Origin of the sequence: Methyloversatilis sp. XJ19-49 (assembly GCF_024580145.1) — a bacterium.
GTDB lineage: Bacteria > Pseudomonadota > Gammaproteobacteria > Burkholderiales > Rhodocyclaceae > Methyloversatilis.
In genome coordinates this window covers 15,777-33,925 of record NZ_JANINI010000018.1, presented here as the reverse complement: position 1 = coordinate 33,925, position 18,149 = coordinate 15,777, and the positions used below count along the sequence as shown (strand labels likewise).

At 64.7% G+C, this 18,149-nt stretch carries 15 protein-coding genes; 12 read left to right on the top strand and 3 right to left on the bottom strand.

The genetic code is table 11. The annotated features are described in order from the left end of the window. Positions 1-20: 20 nt before the first annotated feature. Both ppsR and NMQ16_RS17795 read right to left on the bottom strand, forming a co-directional pair. Positions 21-1,445, bottom strand: a complete 1,425-nt coding sequence (gene ppsR, locus NMQ16_RS17800) for a transcriptional regulator PpsR (RefSeq protein WP_257082304.1) — start codon at positions 1,443-1,445, stop codon at positions 21-23. Between the two features lie 85 nt (positions 1,446-1,530). Beyond that, positions 1,531-2,445 carry a B12-binding domain-containing protein gene (locus tag NMQ16_RS17795; protein WP_257082303.1) on the bottom strand — a complete coding sequence of 305 codons (915 nt, stop codon included), beginning with the start codon at positions 2,443-2,445 and terminating at the stop codon, positions 1,531-1,533. 367 nt (positions 2,446-2,812) lie between these two features. On the opposite strand from NMQ16_RS17795, the gene bchF reads away from it, so the two are divergent. The 12 genes from bchF (at position 2,813) to puhE (ending at position 17,209) form a co-directional block, all read left to right on the top strand. Next, positions 2,813-3,328, top strand: coding sequence for a 2-vinyl bacteriochlorophyllide hydratase (gene bchF / locus NMQ16_RS17790; protein WP_257082300.1), 516 nt, complete (start codon positions 2,813-2,815; stop codon positions 3,326-3,328). Continuing rightward, complete coding sequence (locus NMQ16_RS17785) at positions 3,325-4,608, top strand: ferredoxin:protochlorophyllide reductase (ATP-dependent) subunit N (protein ID WP_257082299.1); 1,284 nt, start codon at positions 3,325-3,327, stop codon at positions 4,606-4,608. The genes bchF and NMQ16_RS17785 overlap by 4 nt, the downstream gene beginning before the upstream one ends. Before the next feature lie 10 nt (positions 4,609-4,618). After that, entirely contained in the window at positions 4,619-6,256 is a 1,638-nt protein-coding gene (bchB, locus tag NMQ16_RS17780; RefSeq protein WP_257082298.1) for a ferredoxin:protochlorophyllide reductase (ATP-dependent) subunit B, read from the top strand. A gap of 78 nt (positions 6,257-6,334) precedes the next feature. Further along, positions 6,335-10,126, top strand: coding sequence for a magnesium chelatase subunit H (locus NMQ16_RS17775; protein ID WP_257082297.1), 3,792 nt, complete (start codon positions 6,335-6,337; stop codon positions 10,124-10,126). 79 nt (positions 10,127-10,205) lie between these two features. Further along, positions 10,206-11,105, top strand: a complete 900-nt coding sequence (bchL, locus tag NMQ16_RS17770) for a ferredoxin:protochlorophyllide reductase (ATP-dependent) iron-sulfur ATP-binding protein (RefSeq protein ID WP_069040649.1) — start codon at positions 10,206-10,208, stop codon at positions 11,103-11,105. A 25-nt stretch (positions 11,106-11,130) separates the two neighbouring features. Then, positions 11,131-11,829 carry a magnesium protoporphyrin IX methyltransferase gene (gene bchM / locus NMQ16_RS17765; protein WP_257082296.1) on the top strand — a complete coding sequence of 233 codons (699 nt, stop codon included), beginning with the start codon at positions 11,131-11,133 and terminating at the stop codon, positions 11,827-11,829. Then, a complete protein-coding gene (locus NMQ16_RS17760) occupies positions 11,826-13,274 on the top strand; it encodes a BCD family MFS transporter (RefSeq protein WP_257082295.1) in 1,449 nt (482 codons plus the stop codon). The genes bchM and NMQ16_RS17760 overlap by 4 nt, the downstream gene beginning before the upstream one ends. A gap of 25 nt (positions 13,275-13,299) precedes the next feature. Next, positions 13,300-14,070: a photosynthetic reaction center subunit H gene (puhA, locus tag NMQ16_RS17755; RefSeq protein WP_257082294.1), complete on the top strand. Its 771-nt coding sequence runs from the start codon at positions 13,300-13,302 to the stop codon at positions 14,068-14,070. After that, positions 14,067-14,789 (top strand): photosynthetic complex putative assembly protein PuhB, encoded by a 723-nt coding sequence (gene puhB / locus NMQ16_RS17750; RefSeq protein WP_257082293.1) that lies wholly within the window; start codon positions 14,067-14,069, stop codon positions 14,787-14,789. The genes puhA and puhB overlap by 4 nt, the downstream gene beginning before the upstream one ends. A 10-nt stretch (positions 14,790-14,799) precedes the next feature. Next, positions 14,800-15,279, top strand: coding sequence for a photosynthetic complex assembly protein PuhC (puhC, locus tag NMQ16_RS17745; RefSeq protein ID WP_257082292.1), 480 nt, complete (start codon positions 14,800-14,802; stop codon positions 15,277-15,279). Further along, the gene (acsF, locus tag NMQ16_RS17740; protein ID WP_257082291.1) at positions 15,276-16,352 is read left to right on the top strand and encodes a magnesium-protoporphyrin IX monomethyl ester (oxidative) cyclase; all 1,077 of its coding nucleotides are present in this window, start codon (positions 15,276-15,278) and stop codon (positions 16,350-16,352) included. Before puhC ends, acsF begins: the two co-directional genes overlap by 4 nt. A gap of 5 nt (positions 16,353-16,357) precedes the next feature. Further along, a complete protein-coding gene (gene puhE / locus NMQ16_RS17735) occupies positions 16,358-17,209 on the top strand; it encodes a putative photosynthetic complex assembly protein PuhE (RefSeq protein WP_257082290.1) in 852 nt (283 codons plus the stop codon). Between the two features lie 51 nt (positions 17,210-17,260). On the opposite strand, the gene NMQ16_RS17730 is transcribed toward puhE, so the two are convergent. Continuing rightward, the gene (locus tag NMQ16_RS17730; protein ID WP_257082289.1) at positions 17,261-18,073 is read right to left on the bottom strand and encodes a peptidylprolyl isomerase; all 813 of its coding nucleotides are present in this window, start codon (positions 18,071-18,073) and stop codon (positions 17,261-17,263) included. Between the last annotated feature and the right edge of the window lie 76 nt (positions 18,074-18,149).

Below are 18,149 nucleotides of genomic sequence, written 5' to 3'. Positions count from 1 at the left end.
CGACCCGCAATCCGCAGGCCCTAGTCTTCCGTTTCGGTGTCTTCGTGCTCGGCGTTGAGGTCGCCGATGCTGTAGCGGCGCAGTTTCACGTACAGGCTTTGCCGACTCAGGCCGAGCATTTCGGCCGCCGAAGCACGGTTGTCGTGCGTCAGTTCGAGCGCCGCCTCGATGCACAGTTTCTCGATCAGGTCTGTCGATTCGCGCACCAGCTCCTTCAGCGACACGCGGCCGACCAGCCCGGTCAGCTGTTCGACCGACCGGGGCAGTTCGCGACCCAGTCGCGGATCGGCCTCAATCCGCCGGCTGATGCCACGCACCGTGAAGCCGAGACAAGGCGTTTCGCCGTGCGGGACCGACACCGCAGAAATTTCGACTTCCACATCCGAACCGTGCTCACCTCGAACCAGGGTGGAAAAAAGCCTGACCGAGCCGTGCTGACGCAGGTTGACCATCAACACCTTGAAGTCAACGCCGGGGCGACCCAGCCAGCGTTCGAGCAGCTCGCCACGCGCCTGCTCGACCGACGCCAGCTGGGACAGATCGAGAAAGGCGTGGTTGGCGGTCAGGATGCGGCCCGATTCATCCGTCAGTACAAAGCCGTCCGGCACGTGCTCCATCACGTCCAGCAGCGCCTGATGAAGGCCCGAGGTCGTGTGTTCGACGGCACGATGCGACAGGCGCACGAGGAAAAGCGCGGCGTTGTCCTGCCTGACCAGCGATGCGGCAACCTGCAGTTCGCGCCCGTCGTCCGCGAGTCGCACGCGCACATCGTCAGCGCGACCGGCCGCCCGGACACTGGCCAGAAGGTCCTGAACGGACTGCATGCCCGCTTCGTCGAAACCTTCCGGAAAGGTGCGACCGACAAGCCCCTTCGGAGACGGACCGAGCAGCCTGAGCGCTGCCGGATTGGCTTCCATGACGCGCTGACTGCCGGCCTCGACAATGAGTACCGCTTCCGATGTCATCTGGAACAGCAGGCGATAGCGGGTTTCCAGTTGCCGCAGCTTGGCGTAGTCGCGCTCGATCGACTGCTGCGCATCGACCAGCCGTTGCTGCAGCGATGACAGGGAACGCAGATCGCGGCCGAAAGCGACAACCCGGCCTTCATGACCGACCTTGATGGCCGAATACAGCACCGGCATGTCGATGCCGCCGGACACCGGGTGATTCACATGGCGCCACTTCTGGGCGGCCTCGGCCGAAGCATCGATCAGCAGCGCCTCGACCTTGGCGCGACTTTCGACGGTCACGATGTCGGTCCAGCGTCGGCCGACCCAACCCTCGTACCCATCGGGTACCAGTTCATCGTTGCCGAAGGCTACATCGCGGATGATGCCCTGCTTGTCCACCACCAGCGCCAGATCCGACGCGGCGGCGATGAGTCTTGCTGTGGAGTTGGCATCGACGCCTCCGAAAGAAAGTAGGGGCGATTCGAACGGCTTCACGTTGGCAGCCCCCCACTTCCCGTCGATTCTGGAAAACTCACTGCGCTCCTGCTCCGATCCCAATCGTTCACCTCGTCAAACCAGTTCAGCCCTGCGTACATCGCAGCGGCACCATGGCGTCAGCGCGCCGCACAGCGTCTTTTGCGTCACTTGCGGTCGCGTCCGCACCCACAAGCTCCACCCACTCCGGATGTTCGACAAAGATGGGGCCACCCACCATCACGATGAGGTCGCGATTGCGGGACGCCTGACGCACTGCCTCGATCAGCCGCTTCAACGGTTCGATGCGCGCTTCGCTGCCGACCGAGAACCCCAGCACATCAAACCACTCGTTCTGCGCCGCCAGCACCAGATCAAGGCTGCGGCCGGATGCTTCGGCACAGACTTCCCAGCCGCTGTTGCGGAAAAATTCGCCGACCATCAACAGGCCCAGCGTGTGCTGGTCACCCGGTGCGGCCGACAGTAACACCCGGCGGCCATTCGGCGCGAACGGAGCGTCCGAGCGAAAGCTCGGGCCCAGCTCGTGCACCACCTGCTGGATCCGCCACAGACCGAGGGTGACCTGCGTGAAATCACACAGATCCGCTTCCCACAATTCCCCGAGTCGCCGTGCGGCCGGCGCGAGCAACTCAAGGAAAATCGTTTCGGGTGACGCGCCTCGCGCGCGTACCGCCTCTACCCACGTGCGCGCGACGCGCGCGTCCTGCGCGAGAACCAGATTCGCGAACTCGACCACTTCCGGTGACGACGGCGCCCGCATTTCACAGGTGACCTGCGGTGTCGACGGGTCGGCGCCGCCGTGCGCGAGCATGAGGCGCGGAATGATCTCGGCTTCGATGGTACGGGCAAGATCACCCATCCAGTCGTCGGCCGGGAACACCAGCTCCCCGCCGTTGTGATTGCCTGATTGCGGATGGCTTCGCTGAAGCGCATCCGTGTCGGACCAGTACTCTCCTGTCGTGCGCGCCTTGCCGGCGTCTTCCTGCGCTCTTCCGGCCATCTCTCGTCCTTTGGTGTTTGTGTGTGCCGGCTCCGACTCAGGCTTCCCGCGGCACTGCTGGGAAGCAAGGAACGGCCGTGCTTTTTATGACTACATACAGCGCTTACCCCAGCGCGCAGCCCATAAAGGCACCAATCACAAGAGCAACCAGCTTATAGAGATAGTTCGCAGCAAGGGCAACTGTCAAGTTTACTTGTCAGTATTGAGCGCCATCAACGCTTTGCGGCGACCATCCATCTCGCGTTATGACAACTTAGCTGCAGCGCTCTCCGCATGTCAACCATGATGTACGTCAATTTATATTGACACTATGTCTCCAGACGTCTAGATTTTCAGTCAAAGAAGAAAGATCAAGGAGACGTCACCGATGCACCCGCAGCAGGCCAGACCGCAGCCTCCGCTTTACACGGCAGAAGAACGCCGCCGTCGCGATGCATCGCCCTGGACCATGCTCCAGGGCGTGCTGGCGCCCGTGCAGTTCATTGCCTTCCTGATCAGTCTGGTGTTGGTGCTGCGTTTCCTGATGACGGGCGAGGGGCTGCAGGCGGCAACGGTTTCCGTGGTGATCAAGACGGTGCTGCTGTACACGATCATGATCACCGGATCGATCTGGGAAAAAGAGGTGTTCGGCGTCTGGCTGTTCGCCCGTCCCTTCTTCTGGGAAGACGTATTCAGCTTTGCGGTGCTTGCCCTGCATACGTGGTACCTGATCGCGCTGGCGACCGACAGCCTTGGCCCGAACAGCCTGATGTGGCTCGCCCTCGCCGCCTATTTCACATATGTCATCAATGCCGGCCAGTTCATCATGAAACTGCGCGCTGCCCGTTTGCAGCAGTCGTCTGCGACGGCCTTCGGCGGTGACCAGCTGGTGCCCTGCAAATGAGCAACCTCCAGGATATTCCGGTCGTACTCAGCCAGCGGAGCGGCAGCGACCTGCCGGTGCTGCGCGAACGCGGTCAGCGCGAAGTGTTCTGCGGGTTGACCGGCATCGTTTGGCTGCACCGCAAGCTGCAGGACGCCTTCTTCCTCGTTGTCGGTTCGCGCACCTGCGCCCATCTGGTGCAGTCGGCTGCCGGCGTAATGATCTTCGCGGAGCCCCGCTTCGGCACGGCCATCCTGACCGACCGGGACCTCGCCGGCATCGCCGACGCCAACGACGAACTCGACCGGGTGTGCATTTCGCTGCTGGAACGCCGGCCGGAAATCAAGGCGCTGTTCCTGGTCGGCTCCTGCCCGTCGGAAGTCATCAAGCTTGATCTGGCCCGCGCAGCGGAACGCCTGAACGAGCGGCTGCTGCCGCAGGTGCGCGTGCTCAGCTACTCGGGCTCGGGCATCGAAACCACCTTCACGCAGGGCGAAGACAACGCGCTCAAGGCCTTCGTGCCGATCATGCCGCAGACCGATGCCCGCCAGTTGCTGGTCGTCGGTTGCCTGCCGGACGTGGTGGAAGACCAGTTCCGCCGGCAGTTCGAACAGCTGGGCATCGGTCCGGTGAATTTCTTCCCTGGTCGACGCGCAGAAGACGTGCCGTCGATCGGCCCGAACACGCAGCTGCTGCTGGCACAGCCGTTCAATGGCGAAACCGTGCGCGCGCTCACTGCGCGCGGCGCGACCGTGCTGGCTGCACCCTACCCGTTCGGCGTCGAAGGCACGACGGCATGGCTGCGCGCGGCCGCCCGCGCCTGGCAGACGCCCGACGCACGGTTCGATGCCGTCACTGCACCGCTGATCAAACGCGCAAGTGCAGCGCTCGAACGCTACCGCCCCCAGCTGGCCGGCAAGCGCCTGTTCATGCTGCCCGATTCACAACTCGAAATTCCGCTCGCGCGCTTCCTGAATCGCGAAATGGGCATGGCACTGGTCGAGGTCGGCACGCCTTATCTCGACCGCCAGATGGTCAGCGAGGAACTGGCCCTGCTGCCGCCGGACATCGTGCTCAGCGAAGGTCAGCATCTGGAACGCCAGCTCGACCGCGTGCGCGCCGCCCGCCCCGACCTGACGGTATGCGGGCTCGGCCTTGCCAATCCGCTGGAAGCCGAAGGCCTGGCCACGAAATGGTCGATCGAACTGGTGTTCTCGCCGATTCACGGCTACGACCAGGCCGCCGATCTTGCCGAACTGTTTGTACGCCCGCTCGCTCGCCGCGAACGGCTGGCGGTCTGAGGAGCAACCGATGCAACTGACCTTGTGGACCTACGAAGGACCGCCTCACGTGGGCGCCATGCGGATTGCCACCTCGATGCGCGACGTGCATTACGTGCTGCACGCCCCGCAGGGCGACACCTACGCCGACCTGCTGTTCACGATGATCGAGCGTCAGGACCGCCGCCCGCCGGTGACCTACACCACCTTCCAGGCACGTGACCTGGGCGGCAGTACCGCCGATCTGGTCAAGACCGCCGTGGCCGAAGCGTATGAACGCTTCAAGCCGAAGGCGCTGCTGGTCGGCGAGTCCTGCACCGCCGAACTGATCCAGGATCAGTCCGGCTCGCTGGCCTGCGGCATGAACCTGCCGATCCCGGTCATCCCGCTCGAACTGCCGTCCTACTCGAAGAAAGAGAACTGGGGCGCAGCCGAAACCTTCTATCACGTGGTCCGCGCGCTGCTCGCTGATCAGGTGCCGCCGCCGGGCACGCCGCGTCCGGCGCGTGCCGAGGGCCGCCGCCCGCGCGCCAACCTGCTCGGCCCTACGGTGCTCGGCTTCCGCTGCCGCGACGACGTGCAGGAAATCCGCCGGCTGCTCGACCTGCTGGGCATAGACGTCAATGTGATCGCACCGCTCGGTGCATCGCCGGACGATATCCGTCGCCTGCCCGACGCCGATTTCAACATCGACCTCTACCCCGAAGTGTCGCGCACCACGGCTTCGTGGCTGCAGCGCAATTTCGGCATGCCGGCCACCCGCGTCATTCCGATGGGGGTCGGCGCCACGCGCGACTTCATCGCCGAAGTCGCACAACTGGCGGGCATCGATGCGTCGGCCTTGCTGGCGTCCGAACAGCCGGGCGTCGCGGGCTTTTCGTCCTCGCTGTCGCGCATGCCCTGGTATGCACGCTCGGTCGATTCGACCTACCTCACCGGCAAGCGCGTGTTCATCTTCGGTGACGCGACACACGCCATCGCCGCCGCACGCATCGCCAAGGAAGAAATGGGCTTCACCGTCGTCGGCCTGGGCACCTACAGCCGCGAATTTGCGCGCGACGTGCGCGATGCCGCGAAACTCTACGATGTCGAAGCACTGATCAGCGATGACTACCTGGAAGTGGAACAGGCCATCGGCGCCGCCGCGCCTGAGCTGGTGCTCGGCACCCAGATGGAGCGCCACATCGCAAAGCGACTCGGCGTGGCGTGCGCGGTGATTTCGATCCCGATCCATGTGCAGGACGTCCCGGCGCGTTACAGCCCGGTGTACGGTTTCGAAGGCGCCAACGTCATTTTCGATACATGGGTCCATCCGTTGGTGATGGGTCTTGAAGAACATCTGCTGCAGATGTTCCGCGATGACTTCGAATTCCACGATGACGCAGCGGCGTCCCATCTGCCGGCTGTCGCGCGCGATGCACGGCCCGCTGCAGCACCCGATGCCGTCGCCGCCGCTGAACCGGTGGCGACTGCCGTCGCGACACCCGAACCCGTCATTGCCGCAGGCGAGCCGATCTGGAGCGAAGACGGCGAGCGCGAACTAAAGAAGATTCCGTTCTTCGTGCGAGGCAAGGCCAAACGCAATACCGAAGCCTTTGCACGCGAACACGGGCTGGCAACGATCACGGTGGAGACGCTCTACGATGCCAAAGCTCACTATGGACGCTGAATCCGTGTCCGCCGAATCCGTGCGCGCCGCACGTCACGACAGGGTGATCGAAGCATGACCTCCATCGGACTTCCGTCGATGCTGAGAAAGCGTGCCGTCGATACGAGCGCGGCTTCGGCGGTCACCCATCAGCCCATCAGCATCGTGATCGTCACGATGGACACCCACCTTGCGAGCGCGGTCGAACGTGCCCGGCCGCGTCTGTCGCGAGAATGCCCGGGTCTGACCGTGAGCCTGCACGCCGCGTCGGAGTACGCCGGCAACGAATCGGCGATCGCCCGCGTCAGGGCAGACATCGCCAGCGCAGACATCATCGTCTGCGGCATGCTGTTCCTGGAAGACCACTTCCTGCCCATCCTCGACGACTTGCGTGCGCGTCGCGACAACTGCGATGCCATGATCTGCATGGCATCAGCCAGCGAAGTCGTGAAGCTGACCCGTCTCGGCCAGTTCGACATGGACAAGCCGGCCAGCGGCCCGATGGCGCTGCTCAAGCGCCTGCGTGGCAACAAGAGCAAGACCGCCACCGGCGGTGCGGCCCAGATGAAGACGCTGCGCCGCATCCCGCAGATGCTGCGCTTCATTCCCGGCACCGCCCAGGATGTGCGCGCCTACTTCGTGACGCTGCAGTACTGGCTCGGCGGCTCGGACGAGAACGTGCTGAACCTGTTGCGCCACGTCGTCGACCGCGGCGCCGATGGCCCGCGCAAGGAACTGCGCGGCAAGATCAAGGTGCAGCCGCCGATCGAATACCCGGAAGTCGGTGTGTATCACCCACGCATGCCGGGTCGCTTCGCCTACGAAGCCGCCGCGCTGCCCGATCCGATCGGCCGCGAACTGCGCGGCACGGTCGGCGTGCTCGTGCTGCGCTCCTACCTGCTCTCGGGCAATGCCGGTCACTACGACGGCGTGATCGCCGCGCTCGAAGCGCGCGGCCTGCGCGTCGTACCGGCCTTTGCCGCCGGACTCGACTCGCGCCCGGCCATCGATCAGTTCTTCCTGAAGGACGGCCACAGCATCGTCGACGCGGTCGTGTCGCTGACCGGCTTCTCGCTGGTCGGCGGTCCCGCTTACAACGATGCCAAGGCCGCCGAGGAGATACTGGCGCAACTCGACGTGCCGTACGTCGCGGCGCATCCGGTCGAGTTCCAGACACTCGATCAGTGGGGCGAGTCGGATCGCGGCCTGCTGCCGGTCGAAAGCACCATCATGGTCGCCATCCCGGAACTCGACGGCGCGACATCCCCGATGGTGTTCGGCGGCCGTCCGGGCGCGCCCGGCGTCACCTGCAGCGGCTGCCATCACGCCTGCACCTTCACCGCTTCGGACAACAAGCAGGACATGCACAGCTGCCCCGAGCGCGCGCAGACACTGGCCGCCCGCGTCGACAAGCTGGTGGCGCTCAAGCGCAGCGAACGCGCCCACCGCAAGGTCGCCATCGTCATCTTCAACTTCCCGCCGAATGCGGGCAGTGTCGGCACCGCCGCCTATCTGTCGGTGTTCGAATCGATGTTCCACACCCTGACGGGGATGAAGCAGCAGGGGTATCAGGTCGACCTGCCCGACAGCATCGATGCGCTGCGCGACAGCGTGCTGTTCGGCAACGCATCGAAGTACGGTGCAGACGCCAACGTGCATACGCTCATCAGTGCCGAAGACCACGTGCGGCGCGAACCGTGGCTGAAGGAAATCGAGGCGCAGTGGGGCCCGGCGCCCGGCAAGCAGCTGAGCAATGGCAGTTCCATCCTGGTGCTCGGCAAGCAGTTCGGCAACATCCTGATCGCGGTGCAGCCGGCCTTCGGTTACGAAGGTGACCCGATGCGGCTGCTGTTCGAAAAGGGTCTGTCGCCGACGCATGCCTTTTCCGCCTTCTACCGCTACCTGCGCGAAGACTTCAAGGCGCACGCCGTGCTGCACTTCGGCACCCACGGCGCACTCGAATTCATGCCGGGCAAGCAGAGCGGCATGGGCGGCAACTGCTGGCCGGACCGCCTGATCGGCGACATGCCGAACGTCTACCTGTACGCCTCCAACAACCCGTCGGAAGGCGCGATCGCCAAGCGCCGCTGCGGCGCCACGCTGATCAGCTACCTCACGCCGCCGATCGCGCAGGCCGGTCTGTACAAGGGGCTGAACGAACTGAAGGCGTCCATCGAGCGCTGGCGCACGATGGAACCGGCATCGCCGGAGCGCGCCGACCTCGCGGTCGTGCTGCAGGCGCAGGCCGCCGCACTTGACCTCACCGCCGCCGAGCCGCTGTGGGACATTTCGCCCGCCGGCGGTACCGACGCCCGCGTGATGAAGCTGGCCGAGCAGGTGCTCGAGCTTGAATACACGCTCATCCCGCACGGCCTTCACGTGGCCGGGCGTGCACCGTCGGAAGCGGAACGCGTCGACATGCTGCTGTCGATGGCCGATGCCTCGCACGGACAGCAGCTGGAACGCACTGCGATCGAAGCACTGGTGGCCGGACTGAGCATCGACCGGGTACTCAAGCTGGCCGGGCTGCCGCGCGACGACAGCACGGTCGAACTGTTCAACGAACTGGTCGACATCAACGGCAAGCTGGCCGAAGACACCGAAGTGGCCGCCATGCTGCAGGCGCTCGATGGTCGCTACATCCGCCCGGCACCGGGCGGCGACATCCTGCGCACGCCGGCGGTGCTGCCGACCGGCCGCAACATTCACGGCTTCGACCCGTTCCGCATTCCGAGTGCGTTTGCGGTGAAAGACGGTGCAGCGCAGGCGCAGCGCCTGCTCGACCGCTACACCGAAGACGGTTTCCCCCTGCCCGAATCGATCGCCATGGTCATGTGGGGCAGCGACAACCTGAAGAACGAAGGTGCGCCGATCGCCCAGGCGCTCGCCCTGATGGGTGCGCTGCCGCGTTTCGACAGCTACGGCCGCATCGCCGGTGCCACGCTGATCCCGCTGGAAGAGCTGGGCCGCCCGCGCGTCGATGTGGTGATCACGCTGTCCGGCATTTTCCGTGACCTGATGCCGCTGCAGATCAAGCTGCTGGCCGAAGCGGCATGGCTCGCAGCCGCCGCCGACGAACCACTCGAGATGAACTGGATCCGCCGGCACGCGCTGGCCTATCAGCAGGAACACGGCTGCACGCTGGAGGTCGCCGCGCTGCGCGTCTATGGCAATGCCGAAGGCGCCTACGGCTCGAACGTGAACAACCTGGTGGAAAGCAGCCGCTGGTCGGACGAGGGCGAGATCGCCGAAACCTACACGCGCCGCAAGGGCTTCGCCTACGGCCGCACCGGTCGCGCATCGCAGCAGACCGCATTGCTTCAGAGCGCGCTCGCGAATGTGCAGCTGACCTACCAGAACCTCGACTCGGTCGAACTCGGCGTCACCACGGTCGATAACTACTTCGACACGCTGGGCGGCATCACGCAGGCGGTCAAGGTGGCACGCAACGGCCATACGCCGCCGGTCTACATCGGCGACCAGACGAAGGGCGACGGCGCTGTGCGCTCGCTGCAGGAACAGGTGGCGCTGGAAACACGCACCCGCATGCTCAACCCGAAGTGGTACGAGGGCATGCTCGCGCACGGCTACGAAGGCGTGCGCCAGATCGAAACCCACATCACCAACACGATGGGCTGGTCGGCCACGACGGGTCAGGTTGCCCCGTGGGTCTATCAGCAACTGACACAGACCTTCGTGCTCGACGACGGCATGCGCAACCGGCTCGCCAGCCTGAATCCGACCGCCGCCGCCAAACTCGCAAACCGCCTGATCGAAGCGCACGACCGCGATTACTGGCAACCCGACGCGGCCATGCTGGCCAAACTGCGGGCCGCCGGCGAAGAACTGGAAGACCGTCTGGAGGGCGTATTCCAGCCCGTCAGCGCATGAAAGCCCCTACCCCCCCGTCCGCCCGTGCGGACACACCCGAGGTCTCAGAGTGAACACAGTCACCACCACCCACGTCCCGCTGTCAGCGCTGAAAACGCGCAACCCGGGCTCGTCGCGCAATGACGGAGAGGGCAGCGTGCAGGTCCACCTCGACCCTTCGCTGAAACTTGGTACCGCCAAGGTTTTCGCGGTGTATGGCAAGGGTGGCATCGGCAAGAGCACGACGTCGTCCAATCTGTCGGTCGCCTTTTCCAAACTCGGCAAGCGCGTGCTGCAGATCGGCTGCGACCCGAAGCACGACTCGACCTTCACCTTGACCAAGTGTCTGGTTCCGACGGTGATCGACATTCTCGAAACGGTCGACTTCCATTCGGAAGAACTGCGCACCGAGGACTTCGTTTTCCCCGGCTACAACGGCGTGATGTGCGTCGAGGCAGGCGGCCCGCCGGCGGGCACCGGCTGCGGCGGTTATGTGGTCGGCCAGACGGTCAAGCTGCTGAAGGAACATCACCTGCTCGAAGACACCGACGTGGTCATCTTCGACGTGCTGGGTGACGTGGTGTGCGGCGGTTTCGCCGCCCCGCTGCAGCATGCCGATCGCGCACTCATCGTCACCGCGAACGACTTCGACTCCATCTTCGCGATGAACCGCATCGTCGCCGCCATCCAGGCCAAATCGAAGAATTACAAGGTGCGTCTCGGCGGCGTGATCGCGAACCGCAGTGCGGCCACCGACCAGATCGACCGCTTCAACGAACGGGTCGGCCTGAAAACCATGGCGCAGTTCCGCGACCTGGACGTGATCCGCCGCAGTCGCCTGAAGAAATCGACGCTGTTCGAAATGGACGACAGCCCGGAAGTGCTCGAAGTGCAGCAGGAGTACCTGCGGCTGGCCGCTTCGCTGTGGGCCGGCACCGATCCGCTGATCGCCGAACCGATGAAGGACCGCGACATTTTCGATCTGCTCGGTTTTGACTGAGTTCTCGAACGGGACCGATGACACCATGAACAGCTCTTACATAGATCGCCGCGGCCAGATCCAGACCTACTTCGACCGCACCGCGGTCGACGCCTGGAAGCGTCTTACCTCCGACGCACCGGTGGGCCGCGTGCGGGCAACGGTACGCGCCGGGCGCGACCGCATGCGCGCAACACTGCTCGACTGGCTGCCGCAGGACCTGCGTGGCCGCAAGGTGCTGGACGCCGGCTGCGGCACCGGTGCGCTGGCGGTCGAGGCGGCACGGCGCGGCGCACACGTGGTGGCCATCGACCTGTCGCCCACGCTGGTGCAACTGGCGCGCGAACGCATGCCGGATGACCTGAACGGCGGCGAGATCGACTTCCGTTCGGGCGACATGCTGGATCCCGCGCTGGGCTGGTTCGACCACGTGGTCGCCATGGATTCGCTGATCCACTACCAGGCCCGCGACGCCGTGCGCGTGCTGTCGGGGCTTGCCGCGCGTACCGAACATTCGATCCAGTTCACCTTCCCGCCGAGCACGCATGCGCTCGAAGCGATGCGCTTCATCGGCAAGTTCTTCCCGCGCGGAGATCGCGCGCCGTCGATCGAACCGGTACGCGAAACCCTGCTGCACCGGCTGATCGATGAAGAGCCGGCACTCGACTGCATGGCCATCGGCCGTTCCCAGCATGTATCGAGCGGCTTCTACAAGTCGAAGGCACTGGAGCTGTGCCGCAGATGAAAACGCTGTCCGCCCGCTCGCTCAACGACCGCGCTGCAAAGCTGTGGACGGGCGTGGGCACGCGCTTTCTGCCGTTCGCCGATGTCGCGACGGCGGAGTTGCCGCTCGGGCGCCTGCTGCGTCTGTCGCTGTTCCAGGTGTCGGTCGGCATGGCGACGGTGCTGCTGATCGGCACGCTGAACCGCGTGATGATCGTCGAAATGGGCATGGCGGCCTGGCTGGTCGCGCTGATGGTGGCGCTGCCGCTGCTGTTCGCGCCCTTCCGCGCCTTGATCGGCTACCGCTCCGACACGCACCGTTCGGTGCTCGGCTGGAAGCGCGTGCCCTATATCTGGATGGGATCGCTGATCCAGTTCGGCGGCCTGGCCATCATGCCGTTCTCGCTCATCCTGCTGTCCGGCGACACCCAGGGTCCGGCGTGGGTCGGGCAGGCGGGCGCCGCACTGGCCTTCCTGATGGTCGGTGCCGGCATGCAGACCGCGCAGACCGCTGGCCTCGCGCTGGCCACCGACCTCGCTGCGCCGGCGAACCGGCCGCGCGTGGTCGCGATGATGTACCTGATGCTGCTGGTCGGAATGGTGGTCAGCGGCATCGTGTTCGGCCTGTTGCTGGCCGACTTCACGCAGCTGAAACTGATCCAGGTAGTTCAGGGCTCGGCCATGCTCACGATGGTGCTGAACGTCATCGCGCTGTGGAAGCAGGAACCGCGCGGCATGCGCACGCAGGCGCAGCAGGCGCCGCGGCTGCCGTTCCGCGACGTCTGGCGCAGCTTTTCGCAGCACGCCCGCGCCACCCGTTACCTGTGTGCGGTCGGTCTGGGCAGCGCGGCCTTCAGCATGCAGGACATCATTCTCGAACCCTACGGCGGCGAAATCCTCGGCATGGGCGTCGGCGCCACCACGTCGCTGACCGCCATGATGGCGCTCGGCGCGATCGCCGCCTTCGCACTGGCCGCACGGGTGCTGGCGCGCGGCTTCGATCCCTACCGGCTGGCGGCGCTTGGCGCACTGACCGGCATCATCGCGTTTTCGGCCGTCGTGTTCGCCGAACCGCTGCATTCGGTGCCGCTGTTCCGCGTCGGCGTCGCCCTGATCGGCTTCGGCGGCGGGCTGTTCTCGGTCGGTACGCTGACGGCCGCGATGGGACTGGAAAGCGGCGGCCTCAATGGCCTCGCACTTGGCGCCTGGGGTGCGGTACATGCCACCAGCACCGGTCTGGCGATTGCACTGGGCGGCGCACTGCGCGACGTCGTGTCGGGACTGGCCACGTCGGGCGCGCTCGGTTCAGCGCTGAGCAGTCCGGCGACCGGCTACAGCTTCGTTTACCACTGCGAGATTTACATGTTGTTCGCAAGCCTGATCGCGATCGGCCCTCTGGTCCGCTCTGCGCATCATTCATCCACACCACGCAGCACGAAGTTCGGACTGGCCGAGTTTCCCGGCTAATCGTCATTCCAAGAGGGAGATCAAAATGGGTACTGGTGCCATCACTGCATACATCGACGTCGCGCAGATCACGCTCTACGTGTTCTGGGCCTTTTTCGCCGGCCTGATCTACTACCTGCACCAGGAGAGCAAGCGGGAAGGCTACCCGCTGGAATCCGATCGTTCGGGCAGCATCAAGGTCCAGGGCTTCCCGGCGATTCCGGATCCGAAGACCTACAAGCTGCAGGATGGCCGTACCGTCACCGCCCCGAACTTCGCTGTGTCACCGCAGACGCTGAAGGCAGTGCCGAGTGCCAGGTTCCCGGGTGCGCCGCTGAATCCGACCGGCAATCCGATGCTCGATGGCGTCGGGCCGGGTGCCTATGCAGACCGGGCCGACATTCCGGACGTGACCTATGACGGTCGCCTGCGCATCGTACCGCTGCGTGCCGACACGGCCTACGGCGTCGCGCATCAGGACACCGATCCGCGCGGGCTCCCGGTGGTCGGTGCCGACGGCAAGGTGGGCGGCGTGGTGCGCGACCTGTGGGTCGACCGCTCGGAAGCGATGTTCCGCTACCTCGAACTTGACGTACCGGTCGGAGGAGGCACGCGTCGCGTGATGCTGCCGATGAACTTCAGCCGCATCGGCGCCCGCCAGGTCAAGGTGGCGTCCATCCTGGGTCACCAGTTCTCCAGCGTGCCCAGTCTTGCATCGGCGGATCAGATCACCTTCCTCGAGGAAGAAAAGGTCATGGCGTACTACGGCGGCGGCACGCTTTACGCCGAAGCCAGCCGCAAGGAGCCCTGGCTGTGAGCACGCTCAAGGCCGTGCCCAACACCGGGCACGAACACGAGTTCGAACCTCAGCTCGGGCTGCCGGAACGGCTGCCGCAGGATGAACGCGTGCTGTGGCAGGGCGCACCGGACTGGAAGCGCATGGCGCGCGAACGCTTCCATCTGCCGGCGCTCACCGGCTACTTCACCGCCATCCTGATCCTGCGTGCGGGTTTCATCCTGTCCGGCGAAGGCAGCATCGGCGATGCAGCCATGGCCGTCGTCATGCTGCTGCCGCTGGTGGTGTTCGCGCTCGGCTCGCTGGCCCTGCTGGCCTGGCTGTCGGCGCGCACCACGGTCTATACGATCACCGACAAGCGCGTCGTGATGCGCGTGGGCATCGTTCTCAGCCTCACGTTCAACCTGCCGCTGCGACGCATCGAATCGGCCGGCCTCAAGCTGCACAAGGACGGTCACGGCAACATCCCGCTGACGCTGGCCGGCAGCGAACGCATCGCGGTGCTGCACCTGTGGCCGCATGCCCGCCCGTGGCGCGTGACGAAACCGGAACCCATGCTGTGCTGCGTACCGGACGCCGCCCATGTGGCGCAGGTTCTGCAAACGGCATGGACGGCCGCTGCCGGCGAAGTTTCTGCCTCAGCGGTATTGGCCGCGTCGCCAGTACAAGCCGCGAGCAGCGAAGCGACGCAGCCTGCTCGCAGCCTGAGCGGCAACACCCCGCAACTCGCGATCGACTGAGGTCAGGATCATGGAAGCCCACGTTGTCTCGAATCACCCGCTGTCACGCGGCCCGCTCATTGCCATCGGCGCCATGCTGCTGGTCGTGCTGCTGGCAGTCACCACGGTCAGGCTGTCGGGCATGAACATCAGCGTGCCCGATGCCGCCGCCGTGGCGACACGCGACCTGCGCTTCGAGGACAGGCCCGACGGCAGCATCGCCGTCATCGATGCCCGAAGCGGCGTTGAGCTCGAGTCGATCGTCGGTGAGCAGGGCTTCATCCGCGGCACGCTGCGCGGGCTCGCACGCGAGCGCAAGCGTCAGGGCATCGGTGCAGATGTGGCCTTCCAGCTTATCGGGCGGGCCGATGGCCGACTGACCCTGATCGATCCCGCTACCAGCCGCCGCGTCGACCTCGATTCGTTCGGCCCGACCAATGCCGGCGCCTTCGTCAAGCTGCTCGACGTTGCCCGGTCGCCCGAAATGCACGCCTCAGGAGCACCGCAATGACTACCGCCACCCACACCGCAGCCGCAGCTGCCGTATCCGAGGAATCCACCGCCAAGGCGCGCGTGAGCACGATGCTCAGCCCGCGCTTCTACACGACGGACTTCTCGGCGATGGAACGCATCGACGTCAGCCCGGTTCGCGCGGAATGGGACGTGATGATGGCCGAGTACGAAGGCGACAACAATCACGATCACTTCCAGCGAACGGAAGACTTCGGAGAGCAGATCAGGCAGCTGCCGCCGGAGTTGCACCAGGAGTTCATGGATTTCCTGATCAGCTCGATCACGTCTGAGTTCTCCGGCTGCGTGCTGTACAACGAAATCAAGAAGAACATCGAAAATCCGGACATCAAGGAATTGATGTCGTACATGGCGCGTGATGAGGCCCGGCATGCCAACTTCCTGAACATGTCGCTGAAGGATTACGGTCTGGGCGTCGATCTGGGCGGCCTGAAGCGCACGAAGAAGTACACCTACTTCAAGCCGAAATACATCTTCTACGCGACCTATCTGTCGGAGAAGATCGGCTATGCCCGTTACATCACGATCTACCGCCAGCTGGAACGTCACCCGGAGTTGCGCTTCCACCCGATCTTCCGGTGGTTCGAGCGCTGGTGCAACGACGAATTCCGCCACGGCGAATCGTTTGCGCTGATCATGCGCGCCAATCCGCACCTGCTGCGCGGCGGCAATCTGCTGTGGGTCAGATTCTTCCTGCTCGCCGTGTATGCCACGATGTACGTACGCGATCACATGCGTCCGCAACTGCATCAGGCCATGGGTCTGGATGCGGACAACTACGATTACGAAGTTTTCCGCATCACGTCGGAAATTTCCAAGCAGGTCTTTCCGCTGACGCTGGACACCGACAGCGCCGTGTTCCGCGCCGGCTTCGAGCGCCTGTTCGCGCTGGCCCGGGCCAACGAGCGCGCCAAGGCACAGGGCGGCGTCATCGGACTGGTCAAGCGCGGCGCGTGCGCGGTGGCCGCTTTCGGTACCTTTGCCCGGCTCTACCTGCACCCGGTGAAGCGCAATGACATTCCCCAGTCCGTGCGCATGCAACCAGCCTGGTGATACCGATGAGCGACTGGATGACGCCGGCGCTGTTTGCACTCGGCCTGTGGTGGTTCGCCACCGGCGCCATCCTCTATCTGGACGGTCTGCCGCGGCGCACCTTCCGCCACAGCCTGCTGGCAGCCAGCCTGCTGATGGTGGCGGCACTGTTCGCGCTGAACCACAGCGCGGCCGAAACATCGGTCGCGATGGCCTACTGCAGCTTCACCAGTGCGCTCATCGTATGGGGCTGGCTGGAAATGACCTTCCTGATGGGGTTCATCACCGGCCCGCGCAAGCAGGGATGCCCGGAAGGCTGCGGCGGGGCGGCTCATTTCTGGCACGCCACGGAAGCCATCATCCATCACGAGCTGTCGATACTGGTTGCTGCCATCGCCATCGCCGCGATCACCTGGGGCGACCCGAACCAGACCGGCACCTGGACCTTCATGCTGTTGTGGGGCATGCGGCTGAGCGCCAAGCTGAACCTGCATTTCGGCGTGCGGAATTTCAGCGAGGAATTCCTGCCGCCGCACCTGACCTATCTGAAGAGCTTCTTCCGGCGCCGGCGCATGAACCTGCTGTTTCCGTTCTCGGTGACGGCAGGCACCATCGTGACCGTTCTGCTGATCCAGCAGATCGGTGCGGCCGGCAACAGCGAGGCGACAACCGTGTGCTTCACGCTGCTGGCCACGATGTCCGGACTGGCGGTGATCGAGCACTGGTTCATGGTGCTGCCGCTGCCGTTCAATGCGCTGTGGAAATGGGGCCTGAAGTCACGTGAAATCAAATCCGCTCCGGCCGTGATGCGGGTTCATGATTGTTCGAAGGCGGTGCACACGCACCGCATCGTCACCGCCGAAGCCGCCAAACCCTGATCCGCCTGCAGGCAGCCAGTCGGGCACGGCCCGTCCGGTGTGCCCGGTTGGTTACTCGACCTTTGCCTTTCCCAGCAATGTGGTGACATGCTCCTGCACGGCCTGCTGCTGCAGGTGCTGGATCATGCGCTCCTTCACCTGTTCGAGCGGTGGCGGGCCCTTCTTGCGCACGTCCTCGAGCAGGATGACGTGATAGCCGTACTGCGTCTTCACCGGCTCGGTCGTGTACTTGCCCTTTTCCAGCTTGGTCATCGCGTCGCTGAATTCCTTGACGTAGGTCGCCGGATCGGCCCAGCCGAGATCGCCGCCACGTTCCTGGCTGCCGGTGTCCTTCGAATACACAACCAGAGCACCGAAATCGATGCCGCTGTTCAGGTTGTCGATGATGGATTTTGCCGCGCCTTCCTGATCGACCAGGATGTGCCGCGCCTTGTATTCCGTGCCGGTGCCCATCTTGGCCGCGGCGCGGTCATATTCTGCCGTGATCTGCGCGTCGGTGACCGGATGATCCTTCGACCATCCGTCGAGGTAGGCATTGATCACCATCTCGTCGCGTGCGTACTCGATGCGCTGCAGAAGTGCGGGGTCCTTGTCGACCTTGCCTTCACGCGCCGCCTGCAGCAGCACCTCGCGGCGAACCAGATGATCACGCACGCGCGTGCGCAGATCCGGGCTGTCCAGCGCACCCTGGGCCACCTGTTCCTTGATGAATACGTTACCGAGTTCCGACGGTATCTGCACGCCGTTGACCCTGGCGACCTTGTCGGTGAACGCAGGGGCAGTTGCGGGCGCTTCCTGCGCCGAAGCGGGCAGTGCTGTCGCGATCGCGATTGCGGCGGCCAGACAGCTCAAAGTGTGGTTCATCGGTGGATCCTTCTGTTTTCAGGAATGGGCTCTGGCCGCAGCGCTGCGGGCACTGGCGAGGCCACGTGTTAGTGGG

Coding starts and splice junctions, on each gene's coding strand:
- NMQ16_RS17795 (WP_257082303.1), bottom strand. CDS start 2,445: ATGGCCGGAAGAGCGCAGGAAGACGCCGGCAAGGCGCGCACGACAGGA.
- bchF (WP_257082300.1), top strand. CDS start 2,813: ATGCACCCGCAGCAGGCCAGACCGCAGCCTCCGCTTTACACGGCAGAA.
- NMQ16_RS17785 (WP_257082299.1), top strand. CDS start 3,325: ATGAGCAACCTCCAGGATATTCCGGTCGTACTCAGCCAGCGGAGCGGC.
- bchB (WP_257082298.1), top strand. CDS start 4,619: ATGCAACTGACCTTGTGGACCTACGAAGGACCGCCTCACGTGGGCGCC.
- NMQ16_RS17775 (WP_257082297.1), top strand. CDS start 6,335: ATGCTGAGAAAGCGTGCCGTCGATACGAGCGCGGCTTCGGCGGTCACC.
- bchM (WP_257082296.1), top strand. CDS start 11,131: ATGAACAGCTCTTACATAGATCGCCGCGGCCAGATCCAGACCTACTTC.
- NMQ16_RS17760 (WP_257082295.1), top strand. CDS start 11,826: ATGAAAACGCTGTCCGCCCGCTCGCTCAACGACCGCGCTGCAAAGCTG.
- puhA (WP_257082294.1), top strand. CDS start 13,300: ATGGGTACTGGTGCCATCACTGCATACATCGACGTCGCGCAGATCACG.
- puhC (WP_257082292.1), top strand. CDS start 14,800: ATGGAAGCCCACGTTGTCTCGAATCACCCGCTGTCACGCGGCCCGCTC.
- acsF (WP_257082291.1), top strand. CDS start 15,276: ATGACTACCGCCACCCACACCGCAGCCGCAGCTGCCGTATCCGAGGAA.
- puhE (WP_257082290.1), top strand. CDS start 16,358: ATGAGCGACTGGATGACGCCGGCGCTGTTTGCACTCGGCCTGTGGTGG.
- NMQ16_RS17730 (WP_257082289.1), bottom strand. CDS start 18,073: ATGAACCACACTTTGAGCTGTCTGGCCGCCGCAATCGCGATCGCGACA.